Annotated in this window: 9 protein-coding genes; 5 read left to right on the forward strand and 4 right to left on the reverse strand. The window is 67.5% G+C overall.

The features are described from left to right. Positions 1 to 14 precede the first annotated feature (14 nt). The 3 genes from AAHB16_RS18445 (at position 15) to AAHB16_RS18455 (ending at position 4,217) form a co-directional block, all read left to right on the forward strand. The gene (locus AAHB16_RS18445) at positions 15 to 1,289 is read left to right on the forward strand and encodes an LLM class flavin-dependent oxidoreductase (RefSeq protein ID WP_342051644.1); all 1,275 of its coding nucleotides are present in this window, start codon (positions 15 to 17) and stop codon (positions 1,287 to 1,289) included. An 88-nt stretch (positions 1,290 to 1,377) separates the two neighbouring features. Further along, on the forward strand, positions 1,378 to 3,837 hold the full coding sequence (locus AAHB16_RS18450) for a xanthine dehydrogenase family protein molybdopterin-binding subunit (RefSeq protein WP_342051645.1): 2,460 nt from the start codon (positions 1,378 to 1,380) through the stop codon (positions 3,835 to 3,837). Beyond that, positions 3,744 to 4,217: a (2Fe-2S)-binding protein gene (locus tag AAHB16_RS18455; protein ID WP_342051705.1), complete on the forward strand. Its 474-nt coding sequence runs from the start codon at positions 3,744 to 3,746 to the stop codon at positions 4,215 to 4,217. The genes AAHB16_RS18450 and AAHB16_RS18455 overlap by 94 nt, the downstream gene beginning before the upstream one ends. On the opposite strand, the gene AAHB16_RS18460 is transcribed toward AAHB16_RS18455, so the two are convergent. The 4 genes from AAHB16_RS18460 to AAHB16_RS18475 form a co-directional block, all read right to left on the reverse strand. Next, positions 4,180 to 4,746: an RNA polymerase factor sigma-70 gene (locus tag AAHB16_RS18460; protein ID WP_263364838.1), complete on the reverse strand. Its 567-nt coding sequence runs from the start codon at positions 4,744 to 4,746 to the stop codon at positions 4,180 to 4,182. The two genes, AAHB16_RS18455 and AAHB16_RS18460, sit on opposite strands and share 38 nt — an antisense overlap. Before the next feature lie 241 nt (positions 4,747 to 4,987). Then, on the reverse strand, positions 4,988 to 5,245 hold the full coding sequence (locus AAHB16_RS18465; RefSeq protein ID WP_150375213.1) for a FecR/PupR family sigma factor regulator: 258 nt from the start codon (positions 5,243 to 5,245) through the stop codon (positions 4,988 to 4,990). Positions 5,246 to 5,362: 117 nt separating this feature from the next. Beyond that, the gene (locus AAHB16_RS18470) at positions 5,363 to 7,120 is read right to left on the reverse strand and encodes a cyclic peptide export ABC transporter (RefSeq protein ID WP_342051646.1); all 1,758 of its coding nucleotides are present in this window, start codon (positions 7,118 to 7,120) and stop codon (positions 5,363 to 5,365) included. Between the two features lie 130 nt (positions 7,121 to 7,250). Further along, positions 7,251 to 9,488 carry a TonB-dependent siderophore receptor gene (locus tag AAHB16_RS18475; protein ID WP_150375215.1) on the reverse strand — a complete coding sequence of 746 codons (2,238 nt, stop codon included), beginning with the start codon at positions 9,486 to 9,488 and terminating at the stop codon, positions 7,251 to 7,253. A 240-nt stretch (positions 9,489 to 9,728) separates the two neighbouring features. Here AAHB16_RS18475 and fhuF point away from each other — a divergent pair, with 240 nt between their 5' ends. Further along, the gene (gene fhuF / locus AAHB16_RS18480) at positions 9,729 to 10,484 is read left to right on the forward strand and encodes a siderophore-iron reductase FhuF (protein ID WP_342051647.1); all 756 of its coding nucleotides are present in this window, start codon (positions 9,729 to 9,731) and stop codon (positions 10,482 to 10,484) included. Positions 10,485 to 10,538: 54 nt separating this feature from the next. Then, positions 10,539 to 19,988: an amino acid adenylation domain-containing protein gene (locus AAHB16_RS18485; protein WP_342051648.1), complete on the forward strand. Its 9,450-nt coding sequence runs from the start codon at positions 10,539 to 10,541 to the stop codon at positions 19,986 to 19,988. The last annotated feature ends 1 nt before the right edge of the window (position 19,989 follow it).

Here is a 19,989-nt window from a genome sequence, read left to right on the forward strand (position 1 = left end):
CTTCATTCCCCCAGATGAAACTCGGTCTCTTCCTGCTCGCCGCAGGCCATCATGCCGCCGGCTGGCGACACCCCGACGCGGAATCCGGCACCGAAAACATCGACCTCGTCGTCCGCATGACGCAAGCCGCCGAGCGCGCGACGTTCGATATGGTGTTCTTCGGCGATCGCCTGCTGACGACCCCCGACTCGCATCCGTCGATGATCACGCGGCCCGATCCGCTCGCCATGCTCGCCGCGCTGTCGATGGTGACCACGCGGATTGGACTGGCCGCGACGGCCTCCACCACGTACACCGAGCCGTTCAATCTCGCCCGCACGCTCGCCACCGTGGACAAGCTGTCGCGCGGGCGCGCCGCGTGGAACATCGTGACGACGTTCGCGGACGGGTCGATCAACTTCAGCCGCTCGCGCCATCCCGATCACGACGAGCGTTACGAGATCGCGGAGGAGCATGTCAGCGTGGTGAAAGGCCTGTGGCGCTCGTGGGACAAGGATCCCTACGTGCAGGACAAGCAGGCCGGCATCTACGTCGACGTGAACAAGATGCATGCGCTCCACCATGAGGGCAAGCATTTCTCGGTAGCGGGGCCGCTCAACGTCACCAACAGCCCGCAGGGACACCCGGTGCTGATCCAGGCCGGCTCGTCCGGTCCGGGGCAGGCGCTCGCGGCGCGCCACGCCGAGGTCGTGTTCACCGCGCAGCAGGACCTCGAGGCCGCGCAGGCCTTCGCGCAGGGACTGAAGGCACAGGTCCGCGATGCCGGCCGCGATCCGCGCCACTGCCTGATCATGCCGGGGCTGATGCCGATTATCGGCCGGACGGAAGCGGAAGCCCACGAGAAACTCGCGCAGCTGCAATCGTTCACTGACCAGTCAAATGCCCTGGCGATCCTCAACGAGCAGCTGGGCATGGATGTGTCGGCGTACGCGCTGGACGAACCGCTGCCGCCGCTCCCCACCGACATCGTCGTGCACAGCCGCAGTGCGCTGCTGATCAAGCTGGCCCGCGCGCGCAACCTCACGCTGCGCCAGCTCTACCACCTGTGCGCGAGCGCGCGTGGCCATCAGATCGTCGTGGGCACCGCGGAACAGGTCGCCCAGCACATGATCGACTGGGTGCGCGCGGGCGCGGCCGACGGCTTCAACATCATGCCGGCGTACTTCCCGGGCGGCCTCGAGGAATTTCTGAACGAGGTCGTCCCCATCCTGCAGACACGCGGCGAATTCCGCCGCGAGTACGAAGCCGACACGCTGCGCGGCAACCTGGGGCTGCCTCTGCCCCGCTGACCGCGACGCCATCGACAATCCTCCTCGCGCCCCGGAGTGACATTGACTAATATAGGTCACTGCAAGGGCAACGGGACTTGTCGATGTCATGCTGAATCGCAGATCGTTCGTTCTGGGCAGCACGGGAGCGGTGGCGCTCGCCATCGGCTGGGTGGTCTGGTCTCCGGACCGCCGGCTGACCGGCAAGGCCACGCCCGCCAGACCCGCGCGTGGCGACGTGCCGCTCAACGGCTGGGTCATGATCGACGCCGACGACAACGTCACCGTGGTCATGTGCAAGGCCGAGATGGGCCAGGGCATCCATACCGGTGCCGCCATGATCCTGGCCGACGAGCTCGGCGCCGACTGGTCCCGCGTCCGCGTGATACAGGCCCCCATCGATTCGCTGTACATCAATCGCGAGATCCTTCCCGCCAGCCTGCCGTTCCGGCCCGACGATAACGGCGTAGTGGCCCGCACACTCAGACGCACGGTGCGCCGCGTGGCGCCGCTGGCGGGATCGATGGCGACGGGCGGCTCGACCAGCATCGCCGACCTGTGGACGCCGATGCGCGAAGCGGGCGCGTCCGCACGCGCGATGCTGTGCGCGGCGGCGGCCAGACGCTGGGACGTTCCCGTCGGCCAATGCGATACGAAGGATGGCAAGGTCTTCGACACCTCGGGCCGCTCGCTGACCTTCGGCGAACTGGCACTGGCCGCGAAGGACGAAACGCCGCCGCGCGATCCGGTATTGAGGACCGAGGGCCGATTCACGCTGATCGGCAAGCCCGTCAATCGGCTCGCGCGCGAAGCGCAATCCAAGCTGAACGGCTGCGCGCGGTTCGGCATCGACGTGCAGTTCGACGACATGCTGTACGCGAGCGTGATGATGAACCCCTCGCTCGGCGGCACGCTGAAGCGATTCGACAGGTCGGCCGTCACCCATACCGAAGGCGTGCAGGGTTTCTATCCCATCGACGGCTACAACGGCGGCACCGCCGGCATCGCCGTGATTGCCGCCAATCCATTCATTGCCATGCGCGCGCTGAGCGAGCTGCCGGTCGAATGGCATCCGGGCCCCGCCGCGGAACTCGATACCGCGGCCATTCGCGATACGTTGCTGAAGTCGCTCGATGACGATGACGACAACGTCCATAGCTTTTACAAGACGGGCTATCCCGACGCGGCGCTGAAGCAGCTGAAGACCGTCGCGGAGATGACATACGAGGTACCCTACCTCGCCCACGGCGCGCTGGAGCCCGTGAACTGCACGGTGCAGGTCGAGCGCGATGTCGCACACGTGTGGGTCTCCACGCAGGTGCCCATGGATGCCCGACGCGCGGTCGCCGATGTGCTCCGCCTGCGCGAGCGCGATGTGCATATCCACGAGCAGCTGCTCGGCGGTTCGTTCGGCCGGCGGCTCGAAGTCGATTTCATCGCGCAGGCCGCGGTCATCGCGCGGCACGCCACGCCGCGGCCCGTGCAAACGATCTGGTCGCGCGCGCAGGACACCACGCACGATTTCTATCGCCCCGCATGCGTGGCGCGATTCACGGGTGGACTCAATGCCCGCGGCGAACTGGTGGCGTGGCGTAGCGCTTCGGCAAGCCAGTCGATCGCCGCGCAGGTATTGCCGCGCGCGTTTGGCCAGCCCGAGTGGTTCGCGCGGCTGATGCCGGACGCGTCGATGGCGGAAGGGGCGTTCGACCAGCCGTACGAATGCAGCAATATATCCGTCAGGCATCATCGCGTGGACCTGCCCTTCCCCGTGGGTTACTGGCGTTCGGTCGGGCATTCCCACCAGGCCTTCTTCGTCGAGAGTTTTATCGACGAGATGGCGGCGGCGGCCGGCAAGGATCCGATCGCGTTTCGGCTCGGCATGCTGACACAGGGCGCGCACGCGCGGCACGCGGCCGTGCTGCGCGCGGTGGCAACGATGGCCGGCTGGCGCGCGCCGCACCGCTGGCGAGAGGGTGCGGATGCGGGGGGCAACGCGGGGGGGAACGATTACGCCCGCGGCGTGGCGCTGCACGAATCGTTCGGCAGCGTGGTGGCGCAGGTAGCGGAGATCCGACGGGAACGCCGCGGGCAACAGGAAGGGTTCACCGTGACGCGCGTGTTCTGCGCGGTCGACTGCGGCCGGGCCATCAATCCCAACCTCGTCGCGCAGCAGATGGAGAGCGGCATCGTCTTCGGCCTGTCGGCCGCGTTGGGACAGGCCATTACCGTGCGTGACGGCGTAGTGCAGCAGCGCTACTACACCGACTACCCGATGGTCTGCATGGCGACATGCCCGGAGATCATCGTCAAGGTGCTCGCGAGCGAAGCGACGCCCGCAGGCGTGGGGGAATCGGGCACACCGCCCATCGCACCCGCCGTCGCGAATGCGCTGTTCGCGCTCACAGGCAAACGGCATCGCGCGCTGCCGCTGCTGGCGCCGCCGAAACCTGCGGAGGGAGAAGACAAATGGAGCACGTGGTGCAGATCGATCTCAACGGACAACCCACCGAGTTCCACGCCGAAGCCGCCACTCCCCTGCTTTGGGCCCTTCGGTGCGACAAGCACCTGACAGGCACGAAGTTCGGCTGCGGGGTCAGCGTCTGCGGCGCGTGCACGGTGATCGTCGACGACGAGGCCGAGTATGCGTGCCAGTTGACGCTCGGTCAGCTGCGGCAACGCGGCGCCCGGCACATCACGACCATCGAGGGCCTGTCCGGCCCCGTTGCCGACGCCCTGCGGCAGGCGTGGATCGATTGCGATGTCGTGCAATGCGGTTACTGCCAGAGTGCGCAACTGATGGCGGCCGCCCAGCTGCTCGGGCATGCGCGCAATCCTTCGGACGATGCCATCAAGGAGGCCATGAGCCGCGTGTTGTGCCGTTGCGGCACGTATCCGCGCATTCTCAAGGCGATCAGACAGGCAGTGACCCAGCTGGGCCGCGGCCGCTGACGTCAGTGGCGCCGCTGGCGTCGAGGGTGTTGTCCGCGCCGAACAGCGCGTCGCGACAGCAGGTCAGCGCGTCGCGGATCATGAAGTTCACCAGCGTCGGCGACACGTTGAGCATGACGGCGATGTCCTTCTGCGGCACCCCGCGAAAGCGATACATCTCGAATGCCCATTGCGTGCGTTCCGGCAGCGATGCCAGCGCCTGCATGACCGAGCCGAGCGCCTGCTGGCCCAGCATGACGTTCTCGGGCGACGCGGCCTCGCTCGTCACGAGCAGGCCCTCTTCCTCGCCACCGACGTGGCGGTTTTCCACCTCGTTATGACGATGCCTGTCGATCGCAAGATTGCGGACGGTCTGAAACAGATAGCTGACCGGATAGCGCACGACGATGGCCTTTTCCTGGTCGAACAGTTTGACGAACGTGTCCTGCACCACGTCTTCGGCGCTCTCGCGAGAGCCCACGATACGTGCCGCAGCCTCGATCAACGCGCGGCGATAGCTGATGAACACCCCATACAATTCCTGGTTCATCCGCACGGGCTCCGCACCCCTTGCGTCCGCGACATTCCCTAGCTCCATCGACTTCTCGCTCATGCGATACCCCCTGGAGAAATTCGTCAAATATGCTACGTGAAATGCGAATCATTCGCAATGCATTTGCAGCATAGGGTCATTTCGATGACGGGGGTATGACGGCGCAAAGAGCGTCGGAAACGGGGCTGACCGTGCCCCGGCTTATCGGAAAAGCGGCAGGAAACTTCCGAGCGACGGCCTAGCGCGCCGCGGCATCGTTCCCCTGCGCGGGGCGTTGCGGATCGAGGGCCGCGGTCAGTTCGGGCGACAGCTTCCCCGTGACCTGCCAGACCACGAGGGCCTGCCTGAATTGCTCCGCATGGCGGGGCGATGTCCCCAGCCATTCCAGCAGCCGTTGTTCGGCCGTGGCGTCCAGTTGCTGGTCGCGCATCAACATGACCCAGCCAAGCGCCGCATCCCAAACGGGATCGTTGCCCGTCTTGTGCAGTTCTCCCACGAATGACTCCCAATTACCCGTTCCAACACCGGCCTCAAGGCTGGCACTTGTCGTGTCATTGTACTCACACGCCGTGATGTGGCGGCGTTTATCCGGCTAGCGATTGCAAACATTCGTTCAGGCGACACGCGCGTTCGCGTGCGTGTCCGCGCCGGTGGCGGGCGGTGTATCGGTCAGCCGGCCGTTCTCGATCCAGACCATGCGGTCCGCGGCGTCGAAGTAGCGGTCGTCGTGCGAGATCACGAGCACGGCCTTGCCCTGCGCCCGCAGTTCGCCAAGGATCTCGCGATAGAAGATCGCCTTGAAGGCAGGGTCCTGGTCGGCGGCCCATTCGTCGAGCACGATCACCGGACGGTCCTCGAGGCAGGCCGCCACGAGCGCGAGCCGCTTGCGCTGGCCCTGCGACAACGCGCGCGTGGAGAACATGCCGTTGGCGACCGACACCTTGTGCTGCAGCTGGAGCCGCGCGATAAGCCGGTTGGCGCGCGCATCGATGCCTTCGCCCGCGAGCCCGACGAGGCTGTCGAACAGATGGAAGTCGGAGAACACGGCCGTACATTGCTCGCGGTGCGTGGCGGCCCCGGCGCCGCCGGACAGCATGCGGCCGTTCATGCCGACGTGGCCGCCCTCGGGCGCATAAAGCCCTACCAGCAGCTTGGCCAGCGTGGTCTTGCCGCTGCCGTTGCCACCCACGAGGAAGACCACCTCCCCCGCGCGCAGCGACATGTCGATGGGGCCGAGCAGGAACGAGGCGTCCTCCGCTTCGCGGTGATAGCGATGGGTGACACCATGCAGGGCGAGCTCGCGGAACGGTTCGATGGCGCCATTCACCGTGGCCTGCATCGGCGCCGCATGATCGGCATCGAGCGATGCCGCAGCCTGCTCGATGCGCTGGCACGCCACGCGCGCCAGGTTCATCTGCGGCAGGCTGTTGAGCAGCCCTTCCAGCGGCGCCATCATGTAGAGGAACACCAGCGTGTAGCCGCTGGCCACGGCCGCATCGGCGCCCAGCGGGCGTTGCAGCACGAACAGGATGATGCCGATGACCACGAAGAACAGCGTGCTGCCGATGGTCAGCGACAGGTATAGCAGCGACAGGCCCGCCGTGCGATGCGCGCGCACGCGGTCGATGGCATCGGCCAGCGGGCCGCCCAGAAACGCCGCGGCGCGCGCGCGATTGAGCTTGAGTTCCTTGGCACCGCTGAAGATCGCGCTGAAATGTCCGGTCAGCACATCCTGCCATTGCGCGGCTTCGCGCAGCGCGCGCTGGGAACGCTTGCGGCTGGCGCGGTAACAGAGCGACCCGCCGAACACGGCCACCAGCGACAGCAGGAACACCTGCCACGACAGCCATGCGAGGTAGCTCAGGCAGCCCACGACGATGGTGCCGTTCATCACGATGAATGGCATGGCAACAAGCAGCGTGGCCACCTGATTGGTGTCCTCGCCCAGCAACGCCATGCCCTTGCCGCCGCCCAGACGTTCCAGATCGCGATACGGCGCGGCCAGCAGGCGCGCGCCGACATGTTCGCGCAGGCGCGCGAGCACGGTCTGGTTCAGACGGACAAACAGCATCAGCGAGACCGTGCGGCAAACCAGCACGAGCACCGCGAGCACGGCGAAGCGCAGGCCCAGCGCGGCCAGCGCGTCGGGCGGCGTGCGCAATGCCGCGTTGATGGTTGCGACCAGTCCGACGGCCGCCGCGCCGCCGCCGAGGCTGGCGACGGTGCCGAGCACGAGCAGCCGGCCGGACGCCTGGAACAGCACGTGCCGGAGCGACAATCGCGCCGATGCCGATGGGGCGTCAGGCGCGGCGGGCGCGGTCGGCGCGGTGGGGGGCGGAGACGACGAGGCGGAAGCAGGGGAAGCGGTCATGCGCGGGTCCGTGATGGCGTTCGTTATCTGGGATGACGAACGACACCGGCCGCGAATTACCCCTTCCCTGCCCTTTCCTCCCATTTCCGCGCCTGACGACGCGTATTTCAGCGTATTACGATCAGCAACATCAGAAACGATAGGTCGCCGTGCCGATCACGTTGCGGCGATAGCCGTAGTAGCAGGTGGTGGCGCTCCCGCACTGGCCGACGTATTCCTTGTCGAGCAGGTTGTTCGCGGTGATCGAGAAGCGCCAGTGCTGGTCCAGCGTGTAATGGAGCGCGGCGTCCATCAGCCAGACCTCGGGCACCTCGAACGTATTGAGCGCGTCGCCGTAGCTCTTGCCGATATAGCGCACGCCGACGCCGCCGCCCAGGCCCTTGGCCCAGCCCGTGCGCTGGGTGTAGTCCACCCACAGCGAGGCGACATGGCGCGGACGGTTGGTCGGCGTCTTGCCGAGGTCCGTGTTGTTGCTCTTGGTGACTTCCTGATCCATGTACGTGTACGCGGCCAGTGCCTTGAAGCCATTGTTGAAATCGAACGTGCCGTCGATTTCGAAGCCGCGCGAACGGATCTCGCCCGTCTGGATCTGGAACAGCGTGTTGGCCGGATCGCGCGTCAGCACGTTCTGCTGGCGCAGGTCGTATAGCGACGCGGTGACAAAGCTGTTGAAGCCGGTGGGCTGGAACTTCACGCCGACTTCGGTCTGCTTGCCGGTGGTCGGCTGGAACGGCGTGCCCTGCGCGCTCACGCCGGCCTGCGGCTGGAACGACGTGGAATAGCTCGCGTAAGGCGCCAGGCCGACCGGCGTCTCATAGACGAGGCCGAAGCGGTAAGTGAAGTCGTTCTGATCGATACCGGCGTTGGTCGGCGTGGTGGTCGCGCCCGTGGCCGCGGTCTGCCGGCGCGTGTTGGTACTCGCATTGGCCCAGTCCTGGCGGCCGCCCGCCACGAAGGTCAGGCGCTCGGTCAGCTTCATCTGGTCCTGGAAATACAGGCCGAGCTGGCGCTGCGACTGGTCCACCAGCGTGTAGGTGGCGATGGGGTTGATCGTCGCGCCGTAGACGGGATTGAACGGATTGATCAGCCCCAGCGGCGGCGTGCCGACGGTGCCGAAGCCCTGGCGGTCGTCGAAGCTGCCGTGCTGGTAGTCCACGCCGACGATCGCGGTATGGCGAATCGGACCGGTGGAGAACTTGGCCTCGAGGTTGGTATCCAGGCCGATCGTGTCGAGCGAACCGCCCGCGCTCAGCGAGCCGCGATTCAGCAGCGTCTGGGCCGCGTTGTTCCAGCCCACCGCATACACGCCGGTGTAGAACAGGTTCGAGTGCATGTAGCGCGCGCTCTGGCGCACGCGGAACGTGTCGTTGAAGCGATGCTCGAACTCGTAGCCGATGGCATATTCCTCGCGGTCGAACGTATTGAACGACGGTTCGCCCGTGAAGAACGAGGTGGAAATGCGGCGGCCGCCGACCGTATCCGTGACCGAACCCTGCCGCGGCAGGAAGTTGATGGCCGTGCCCTGCTTGTCGTGCTGGTAGTGGGTCAGCAGCGTGAACGTGGTGTCGGCGCTCGGCCGGATGGTCAGCGACGGGGCGATGAAGATGCGATCGTCGTCGGCCCAGTCCACCTGCGTATCGGACTTGCGGAACAGGCCGGTCAGGCGATACATGACGGTCTTGTTCTCGTCCACCGCCCCGCCGATATCGAAGCTCGCCTGCTTGCGGTCGTACGAGCCGTACTGGAGGTTGATCTCGCGCAGCGGATCGGCGGTCGGACGCTTGCTGACCAGGTTCACGAGTCCGCCCGGCGCATTGGCGCCGTACAGCACGGAGCTCGGCCCGCGCAGAATTTCCACGCGCTCGAGGCCATAGGTCTCCACGCGCGGCATCAGGTAGCCGCTGGCGTAGTAGTTGACGTACAGGCCGTCCATATACTGGCGCGCCGCAAAGCCGCGGATCACCGGCTTGTCGTAGCGGCCCTCGGCAACGTTGTCGCCGATGATGCCGGCCGTGTACGCAAAGGCGTCCGACAGGTTCTGCACGCCACGGTCTTCCATCTGGTCGCGCGTGATCACGCTGATGGACTGCGGCGTTTCCAGCAGGGTGGTGTCCGTCTTGGTCGCCGTGGCACTGCGCTTGGCCACGTAACCCGCCAGCGGGCCGGTCGGCGTTTCCACCGGCGCGCGCACCGTGACTTGTGGCAGCACGCTCGCGGCGGGCGCGGCCCCGGCCGCACCGGCGGCATTGGCGGCATTGGCGGCATTGCCCGCTTCCTGCGCGTGAGCGGCACCGCCCGCCAGCGCGAACAATACGATGACCGCGCGCCCGACTTCCGTCCGGCGCGCGCAAGACACCTTGGCTCCCATGAAAAGCTCCCCTGCTTTGTTGTGCGAAAAATTAGAAAAGGACCAGAAACGCGCCAATTATTTTCTAAACGCAAACGTTAATACGAATAATTCGCATTATTACGTATAGCGTCAGGCACAGGCAACACACTTTCCCTTGGGAGACGCGGGGTTTTTAGCGGCAACTAAATTTCCGGCGCGCCAAAACGTCACCAGTAGTGCGTGCGCGTGGCGCGCCGCGCCAATCGTCCGGAGATTTGCTTGCTGCCAGAACTCGCACCGTTCTTTCCCGGCCCGCTCCGCGCCTATGGCGAGGGGCTGACGGCATTGCCAGCGCCGCCGAAAGCCACGCCTGGCGCGCGTCTCGCGGAAATCGACGGCATTGCCGAACTCGTGCGCGGCTACGGCAAGGTGCTTGGCGCCACCGATATGCCGGCGCTGGCATCGTGGTGGACGCGTCGCTACTGCCTCGCCATCGTGCCGCCCGTGCTCGTCGCCGCGGTGGTGCTGGAACGCGCATTGCCGGTGGCGCTCGACGACATCGAGGTGTCGCTTGCGCGCGACTATCGGGCAGAACGTATCCATATTGGGCACGCGCGTACGGTCGTCGGCCATGACTTTGTGGCAGCCATCGACCTGCTGGTCCGTCACAACCTTGCCCCGCTCTTTCAGGCGATGGCGCCGCTGCGCGCGTCGCCGCGCGTGCTGTGGAGCCATGCCGCCGAGTTCGTGCAGACCGTGGGACAGGTGCTCTGTGGCCACCCGGCCGTGGACCCTGCGCGGCGCGAGGCGCTTGCGCACTGGCTGGCCAACGCGGGCGCGCTCGGCCCGGCCTATCGGCACCTGCCTCCCATTGCCGTGGCCGATGGCGGCGACGGCCATGCGCGCCGCGTGCGCCGCGTCTGCTGCCTCAACTACCGGCTGCCCGACGAAGACTATTGCGGCGTTTGCCCGCTGACCTGCGCCAAATCGCTTGCCAAATCGCGCGCCAACACGACAGACACGCATCCCGCCTAAATTCAAACCGCCCTGCCTCGTCTACCAGATGACGCATTCACTGGAAGAGCTGCAATGGCTGGCAAGACGCGCGAGACGCTGCTTCATCATTTGCTGGATCTGGCGACGACGCGCCCCGACGCGCCCGCGCTCACGATCGTGGACGACGCGAACCCCGATGGCATCGACTACAGCTATCGCGAACTGATGCAACGCGCCGCAGGCCACGCGCGCGTCCTGGCGGGCATGGCACAGCCGGGCGACCGCGTGATGCTCGTGCTCGACACCGGCATCCACTACGTCAGCGCATTCTTCGGCTGCCTGCTCGCGCGCATGATCGCGGTGCCCGCGTTTCCGCCCGAGTCGTTGCGCCCGCAGCATCTGGCGCGGCTCGACGCCATACTCGCCGACTGCGATGCGCGGGTGGCGGTGACCGAGGGCGAATTTGCCAACGCCTGGGCTGGCCAATCCGCGCGGCTTGCCATGCTCGACGTGGCGTGCAGCGCCGATGTCGCGGCGACGCTGCCCGACGCGCTCGACGCCATCCATGCCGACGACATCGCTTTCCTGCAGTACACATCGGGCTCCACCGCCTCGCCCAAGGGCGTCATGGTCTCGCACGCGAACATCATGGCCAACGAGGCCGCGATTGCGGAATCGTTCGGCACGCGCGCCGACGATGTCATGCTGAGCTGGCTGCCGCTGTATCACGACATGGGCCTGATCGGCGGCCTTATGCACCCGCTCTACACGGGCACGCGGCTCGTGCTGATGTCGCCCGGATACTTCCTGCGCCATCCGCGCCGCTGGCTCGACGCGATCTCGCGCTTTCGCGCGACCATCAGCGGCGGTCCCGATTTCGCGTACCGCCTGTGCGTCGACCGCATTCGCCGGACGCCCGGCGACGCGCTGGACCTGTCCTGCTGGCGTCTGGCGTTCTGCGGTGCCGAGCCGATTCGCGCCGAGACGATGACGCGGTTCGCCGAGCGGTTTGCTGCTTCCGGTTTTGCGGCTGGCGCGCTGTATCCGTGCTATGGCATGGCGGAGGCGACACTGCTGGTCACGGGATCGCGCGCGGGTTCGGGCGCGCATATCGCGCGATTCGATGCGGACGCACTGGCGCAGGGCCGCGCGCAGCCGGGCGCCGATGCGGACGCGAGCGCGCTCGTCGCCAGCGGCTTCGCGCCGTCCCGCCATCTCGTCGACATCCGCGACGTGACGACCGGACAGTCTCTGCCCGACGGCACTGTCGGCGAAATCTGCATTCAGGGCCCAAGCGTCATGCGCGGTTACTGGCAGCGGCCCGATGCCACCGCCGAGGCGTTCTTCGCCGATGGTGCGCTACGCAGCGGCGACCTGGGCTTCCGCGCCGACGGCCGGCTCTATGTCGCGGGGCGCCGCAAGGATCTGATCATCGTGCGCGGCGTCAACGTGTACCCGCAGGATGTCGAGATGACCGTGGAGGGTGCGGTCGATGCCGTGCGGCGCGGGCGCGTCGCGGCGTTTCCATATGTGTACAACGGCATCGAGTCGATCGGCATTGCGGCGGAAGTGGCGCGCACTGCCATGCGCGGCGGCGACGATGCCGCCTCGGCAGCGGCGATTGCCCAGGCCATCCGTGCGGTGGTCGCCGAGGACTGCGGCGAGCCGCCGGCACTGGTGCTGCTGCTTCAGCCCGGCGAACTGCCGCGCACGACCAGCGGCAAGCTCCAGCGTTCGCGATGCGTGCCCGCATGGCGGGCCGGGGACCTCGATACCTGGGCGGTGTTCGAGGGTGACGCGGCCTTCCTCACTCCCGCTGGCGAAACGCGAGACCTCACGGCGACGGAGGCCAGGCTTGCCGATATCTGGCGGGAAGTGCTCGGCATGCGGCCCGGCGCCGATGACAGTCTCTTTGCACTGGGTGGCAATTCCGTGCAGGCCGCGCAGATCGTGGCGCGCGTGCGGGAGCGGCTGCACGCCGGTTTCTCGCTGGCGCTGCTGTTTGCGCACCCCACGCTCGCGGCTTGCGCCGGGGCGATCGATGCGATGGAGGCGGCGGCCGATAGTCTGCGGTCCGACGTGGGGGTCGTGGGGGTCGTGGGGGTCGTGGGCGTCGTGGGCCGCGTGGGCGGCGCGGACGCCGACGCAGCGCTCTCCCCTATCCAACGCGGACTATGGGTGCTCTGGTGCCTGGCCCCCGAAAGCGGCGCCTACAACGTGTGCGGCGTCATGCAGCGCTCGGGCCCCTTCGACACCGCGGCCCTGCAGACCGCCATCGATACGCTGGCCGAACGCCATGTGGCCTTGCGCACGCGGATCGTCGTCGAGCGCAGCTCGCAGCCGTTGCAGCGCGTGCTGCCCGCGTCGTCCGTCCCGATCGACGTCCGGCATTGCGCGACCCGCGCCGAAGCCGAGCAGGCCGTGCGGCGCTGGAGCGAGCAGCCCTTTGCGCTGACCGCGCAGGCCGCGTTTCGTGTGCTGCGTGTCATCGTGGATGGCGCGGAGTGGGTTGCCCTCTGCGTCCACCATCTGTTCGTGGACGGATGGTCGATGAACGTGATGGTCGACGAGTTCTGCGCGCTGTACGAGCGACGCGGCGCGCTGCCGCCCGCGACGCAACATACCGAGATCGCCGCCGGCCATGCACGCGCGCTTGTCGCGTGCCGGACCGATGCCATCGACTACTGGACGCGCACGCTGGGCAAGGATCCCGTGGTGCTCGAACTGCCAACGGACCGCCCGCGCCCGGCGCAACCGAGCGGACACGGCGACGCACTGGACTTCTCGATCGACGCGACGCTCGCCTCGGGGCTGCGGCAGATGGCGGCCCGGCAGCAGACGACGCTGTTCACGGTGCTGCTGGCCGCCTGGCACGCGCTGCTACATCGCTACGCCGGCCAACGCGATATTCGCGTCGGCGTGCCGTTTGCACTGCGCGACAGCGTCGCGGCCGAGCGCGCGGTCGGCTACTTCATCAGCACGCAGACGATTCGCGCCACGGTCGAGGGCGCGCAACCGTTCGAAGCGCTGCTGCGGCAGGTGAGCGGCGCGGTCCGCGCGGTGCAGCCTTACCTCGCGTTGCCGTTCGAAGAGGTCGTGGACGCGCTGCAGCCCGACCGCACGCTTGCCCACAATCCGCTGTTCCAGGTCAAGTTCAACCTGGGGCTTCCCGTCGCGGCACCGGCCACACTGGCGGGCGACACGTTGCGGGCCATGCAGATCGAAGGCGACGTGACGCGTTTCGATCTCGCGCTGGATATCATCGATGGCAGCGATGCACTGGCGGGACGTCTTGCCTTTGCCACCGATCTGTTCGACCGCGCGACCGTCGAACGCATGATGCGGCACTATCTGTCCGTGCTCGCGCACGTGGCGGCGGCGCCCGAGACGGCCATCACGCTGCTGCCGCTCGGCGACGATACCCCCGCGCTGGTTGCGGCGCCGCTGCCGGACGCCCCCATGGACGTGATGGCCGCGTGGAGCGCCGCGCTCCAGCGCGATGCGCAGGCGGTGGCGCTGTGCGACGACACGCGAACGCTGACCCGCGCCGAGGCCGATGCGCTGGCCAATGGCGTGGCGCTCGCCCTGCAGGCACGCGGCATCGGCCGCGAGGATGTGGTCGCCATCGACCTCGAACGGTCGGTGCCATTCGTCGTGGCGCTGATCGGCACGCTCAAGGCCGGTGCCCTGGCGCTGCCGCTCGATATTGCGCAACCGGTGGAACGCCGCCGGCAACTCGTCGATGCCGCCAACGCGCGCGTCGTCATCGGCAACGCGGACCTCGGCGTCGATGGCCTCGATATCGCGACCGTGTCCCCAAGCGAACGCTTCACGGACGTACCGGTGTTGCCGCAGCAGGGTGCGTACCAGATCTTTACCTCGGGCTCCACGGGCACGCCAAAGGGCGTGATCGTCAGCCGGCAGGCGCTCGCACACTATGTCGCTGGCGTACTGTCGCGTCTGTCGCTGCCCGCCGGCACCAGCATGGCGATGGTATCGACGCCCGGGGCCGATCTCGGCCACACCGTACTTTTCGGCGCGCTATATGCCGGGCACTGCTTGCATCTGATCGCCTCGTCGCGCGCGACGGACGGCGATCGGTTTGCCGAATACATGGCCCGCCACCGCGTCGGCGCGCTCAAGATCGTGCCGAGCCATCTGCGTGCCCTGTTGCATGCCGAGCGTGGCGCCGACGTGCTGCCGCATGCGGCACTGATCCTCGGCGGCGAGGCCGCGCCGGCCGAGCTCATCGCGCAGGTGCGGGCGCTGCGGCCGGGTTGCCGCATCTTCAATCACTATGGGCCGACGGAGACCACGGTTGGCGTGCTGACCCATGCGCTGGGCGACGATGAAACGATCCTGCCGCTCGGCGAGCCGCTGCCCGGCGTGCGTGCGTATGTGCTCGACGCCGGTATGTCGCCGTTACCCGAAGGCATCGCGGGCGAGCTCTACATTGGCGGCTTGCAGCTCGCGCGCGGTTATCGCGAGGCGCCCGCGCAGACCGCGGAACGCTTTCTGCCCGATCCGTACGTGCACGGCGCGCGGATGTACCGCACCGGCGATCGCGTGCGGCGCCGGCATGGCCGGCTGCATTATCTTGGGCGCGCCGACGAGCAGGTCAAGATCCGGGGCTATCGCGTCGAGCCCGCCGAGGTGGCGCGGATGCTGCGGACGATCGAAGGCGTGGTGGATGCCGCCGTCATCGTTCATGACGAGCGACTGATCGCGTATGCCGTGCTCGCACCGTCGATGGCGGGCGCCGACGTACTGCGCATTGCCGCGGCGCGACTGCCCGCCTATATGGTGCCGGCGCAGGTCGTGGCGATGGATCGCCTGCCCGTGACGTCGAATGGCAAGCTCGATCGCCGCGCGCTGCCGGCGCCCGTGTTCGAAGCCGCCGGACATGCGGAAGCCGCGAACGAAACCGAGATGGCGCTCGCGCGGATCTGGCAGGACGTGCTTGGCATCGAACGCGTCGGCGTGACGGATAATTTCTTCGAGCTCGGTGGCGATTCGATCCTGTCGATCCAGGCCGTCAGTCGTGCACGGCGTGTGGGGCTGCGGTTCACGCCCAAGGATCTGTTCCTGCATCAGACGGTACGCGCGCTTGCCGCGGTGGTCACCCGCGTGCAGTCCGCACCCGTGAAGTCCGATGCGCCGGGCGGCGAGGTGCCGCTACTGCCGGTGCAGCGCGCGTTCTTCGAGACGCACGTTCCCGCGCGGCATCACTGGAACCAGGCGGTGCTATTGCGGCCAATGCAATCGCTCGACGTCGTACGTCTCCAGACGGCGGTGGATCGGCTTGTTGCGCATCATGACGCGTTGCGGTTGCGGTTTGCCGGGCGCGATGGGGTCTGGACCCAGCAGTATGCGGACACAGCGATCACGACCGTGACGCACGACGCGGTGACCGCGGACGCGCTGACCGACGCTTGCACGCGCGCGCAACGGGGCCTCGATCTGGAGCACGGCCCGCTGTTACGCGTGGCTTTGTTCACGTTGCCCGATGGCTCGCAACGGTTGCTCATTGCGATTCACCACCTCGTGGTGGATGGCGTGTCGTGGCGCATTCTGCTGGAAGACCTCCAGCAAGCCTACCGCGATGACGCAGCCCTGCCCGCGCGCACCTCGTCGTACCAGACATGGTCCCGCAAGTTGCAGCACCATGCCGCTTCGCTCGCACACGAGCTCTCATTCTGGCGCGCCCAGCAGGGGCCCGCCGTTGCCGCGCCCCGCGATGTGCGACTGCGCGACGCGACCGTGGCAACGGTATCGCTGCCCGCCGCGGCCACGCGTGCGTTGCTGACCGATGCGCATGGCGCCTACCGGACGCAGATCAACGACCTGCTGCTCGCCGCGGTGGCACGCGCGGTCGGGCAATGGCAGGGATTCGATACGGCCGCGGTCCTGCTCGAAGGGCATGGCCGGGAAGCGCTGTTCGACGATATCGATCTCTCGCGCACGGTCGGCTGGTTCACAAGCCTGTTCCCGGTCGCCCTGCCCATCGACGACGACCTCGGCGTGCATATCAAGCGCGTCAAGGAAGCCGTGCGTGCGGTGCCGCGGAACGGCATCGGTTTTGGCCTGTTGCGCGACGCACTGCAGGACGTGGCCCGGCCGTCGATTACCTTCAACTATCTTGGGCAGTTCGATGCGCGTGACGGCGCCATGTTTGCCCACGCGCATGAACCGGCCGGCGATAGCCGAGATCCCGATGCACCGGTCGGCAATGCGATCGTCATCGACGGCATGGTCCGCGATGGCGAGCTGGCGTTCACGCTGACGCTGGCGGACCCTGCGTTCACGCCGTTTGCCGAGCGGCTGCGCGCGGCGCTCGAAGAGATCGTCACGCATTGCCTGCAGGCTCCCGCCGGCGCGCTGACGCCGTCCGACGTACCGCTGTCCGGTCTGACGCAGGCTCAGCTCGATCCGCTCGCCGGCGCGGCCATCGCCGATATCTATCCGCTGACGCCGATGCAGCAGGGGATGCTGTTCCATGCCCTCTACACGCCCGATGCGGGGATGTATGTGAACCAGATCGCGGTCGATCTGGAGGGACTCGATGCCGATCGCATGCGCCGCGCGTGGAACGACACGATTGCCGCGCACGATATCCTGCGCACGGCCTTTCTGCATGTCGATGGCAAGCCGCTGCAGGCCGTGATGCACAGCGTGCCGTCACCGGTCCTGATCGAATCGCACGGCGATGTGGAAGCGCTGGCGCTGCACGATCGCACGCGTCCGTTCTCGCTCGACACGGCGCCGCTGATGCGCGTGCGGCTGGTCGCACAGGGCGCGTCGCGGCACCGCATGATCTGGACCAGCCATCATCTGCTGCTCGATGGCTGGAGCACGGCGCGGCTGATTGGCGAGGTTCTGCAGCGGTATCACGGCCAGCCCGTGGAGGCCGTCGCCACGCGCTATCGCGACCATATCGCTTGGTTGCAGGCGCAGGATGCGTCGGCCAGCGAGGCGTTCTGGCAGCAGCGGCTGCCCGCGCTCGAGACGCCGACGCTGCTTGCGCAGGCGCTGCCCGCGCCGGCCGAGCCTATGACGGGCCATGCCGTGCAGCGTGTGCGCATCGATGCCCAGCCGCTGCAACGCGCGGCACAGCAACAGCGCGTGACATTGAACACGTTGCTACAGGCCGCATGGATCGTCGTGCTGCAACGCTATACGGGCCAGCGTGCGGTCGCGTTCGGCGCCACCGTGGCGGGCCGCCCGGCGACGCTGCCCGGTGCCGACACGATGCTCGGGCTGTTTATCAACACGTTGCCCGTGATTCAGGCACCTTCGCCCGACCAGCGCATCGATGCGTGGTTGCAGGCGTTGCAGCAGGAGAATCTGTCGCTGCGCGAGCACGAACACGTGCCCCTGTACGAGATCCAGCGCTGGGCCAATCAGGGCGGGCAGCCGCTGTTCGACTCGATCCTCGTGTTCGAGAACTACCCGATCGACGCCGCGCTGCGCGAGCGGGAGCAGCACGGTCTGCGCATTGGCGACGTCGATCATGCCTCGACGACCAACTATCCGTTGACGCTGGTCATTACGGGCAACCAGACGCTGGACGTGATGTTCAACTATGCGAGCGGGCTGTTCGAGGCGGATCGCATCGCGCAGTTGCAGCGGCACTTCGTCGCGACGCTGGAGCGGATCGCCGCGCAGCCGGACCAGCGCATCGCGGATCTGGTGCTCGAACAGCCGGACGCCGTCACCGAGGAAGACGATCGCTTTCGCGACGCCCCGCCCGTGCATGTCGCCATCGCAATGCGGGCTGCCAGCCAGCCCGACGCCGTGGCCGTGCGCTGTGGCGAGCAGACGCTGACCTATGCCGGGCTCGATGCCGCATCGGGCGCGCTGGCGCTGGCACTGCGCTCGCGGGTGACCGCACACGAACCCGTGATCGGCGTCGTGATCGATCGCACGCCCGGCATGATCGTGCGGCTGCTGGCCGTGCTCAGGGCCGGTGCCGCATACCTCCCGATCGATCCCGAGCTGCCGCGCGCGCGGATCGACGAAATGATCGACGGCGCGCGCGTGCAGCTGCTGCTTGGCGCGCGGGCGCTGCGTCCGCGCCTCGATGCGAAGGTGCCATGGCTCGACATGGAGGACGCCGAGTGTCTTGTGCCTTCCCCCGGGTCGCTGCCCGAGGTCTCGCGCCAGCAGCTGGCTTATCTGATCTACACCTCGGGCTCCACCGGCAAGGCCAAGGCCGTGGCCGTCGAGCACGGACCGTTGGCCATGCATTGCCACGCAACGGCCGAGCAATACGGCATGGCGCCGGGCGAGCGCGAGCTGCACTTCCTGTCGTTCAGCTTCGACGGTGCTCACGAGCGCTGGATCGTGCCGCTCGTGGCCGGCGCGGAGGTCGTGCTGCGCGACGACGAACTGTGGAGCGCGGAACGGACGCTCGCCGCCTTTACGCTCCACGGCATTACCAATGCGGGGTTCCCGCCGGCCTATCTGATGCGGCTGACCGAGGCCGCCGATCCGGATGCGCCGCCGCTGCGACTGCTGTCGTTCGGCGGCGAGGCGATTTCGCGCGAGAGCTTTGCGCGCGTACGCAAGACGTTCCGCCCGCGCACGCTGATCAATGGCTACGGTCCGACCGAAGCCGTGGTCACGCCGCTCGCGTGGGTGGCCGACGCCGATACGCCCTGCACGCCCGCCTACGCGCCGATCGGCCGGCCCGTCGGCTCGCGCCATGTGTACCTGCTGGACGCGGATCTGCATCGGGTGCCGCAGGGGGTGATCGGCGAGCTCTATATCGGGGGCTATGGCCTTGCGCGCGGCTATGCGCAGCGCCCGGGGCTCACCGCCGAGTTGTTCCTGCCAGATCCGTTCGTGCCCGGCGCGCGCATGTATCGCACCGGCGATCTCGTACGCCAGGGTCCCGATGGCGCCATCGAATATGTGTCGCGCCGCGACCATCAGATCAAGATTCGCGGGTATCGCATCGAGCCGGGCGAGATCGAGGCGCGGCTGCGAGCGGCGGCGGGTGTGCATGCGGCGGCGGTGCTGGCGGTGCCGACACCCCAGGGATCTCAGCTCGTTGCCTACGTGGCGGGCGACGGCGACACGACGCCCGATACGGAAGGCCTGCGCGCGATGCTCGCGGCCGCACTGCCGCCCTATATGGTGCCCGCGCAGATCGTCGGCATGGCGCAGTGGCCCGTCACGGTCAACGGCAAGCTCGATCGCCACGCGCTGCCGGCGCCGGTGTTTGCGAGCCATGACCACGTGGCACCGCGCACGGAACGCGAACAGGCGCTGGCTGGCATCTGGCAATCGCTGCTCGGCGTCGAGCGCGTCGGCATCCACGACAACTTCTTCGAGCTTGGCGGGCACTCGCTGTTGCTGACGCAGCTGGTCTCGCGGCTGCATCGCGAGATGGGGCTCACGCTGAGCCTGCGCGATGCGATGGCGCATCCGACGGTCGCGCAGCTGGGCGCGTGGATCGATGCGCGTCCCGATGCACGCCAAGAGACCGCGCGGCAGCTTGCCGCGCTGGACGACCTGATGGCAGATTTGGAGGCTTCCTGAT

Source organism: Cupriavidus sp. OTU4054, assembly GCF_038440175.1.
Taxonomy (GTDB): Bacteria; Pseudomonadota; Gammaproteobacteria; order Burkholderiales; family Burkholderiaceae; genus Cupriavidus; species Cupriavidus pauculus_D.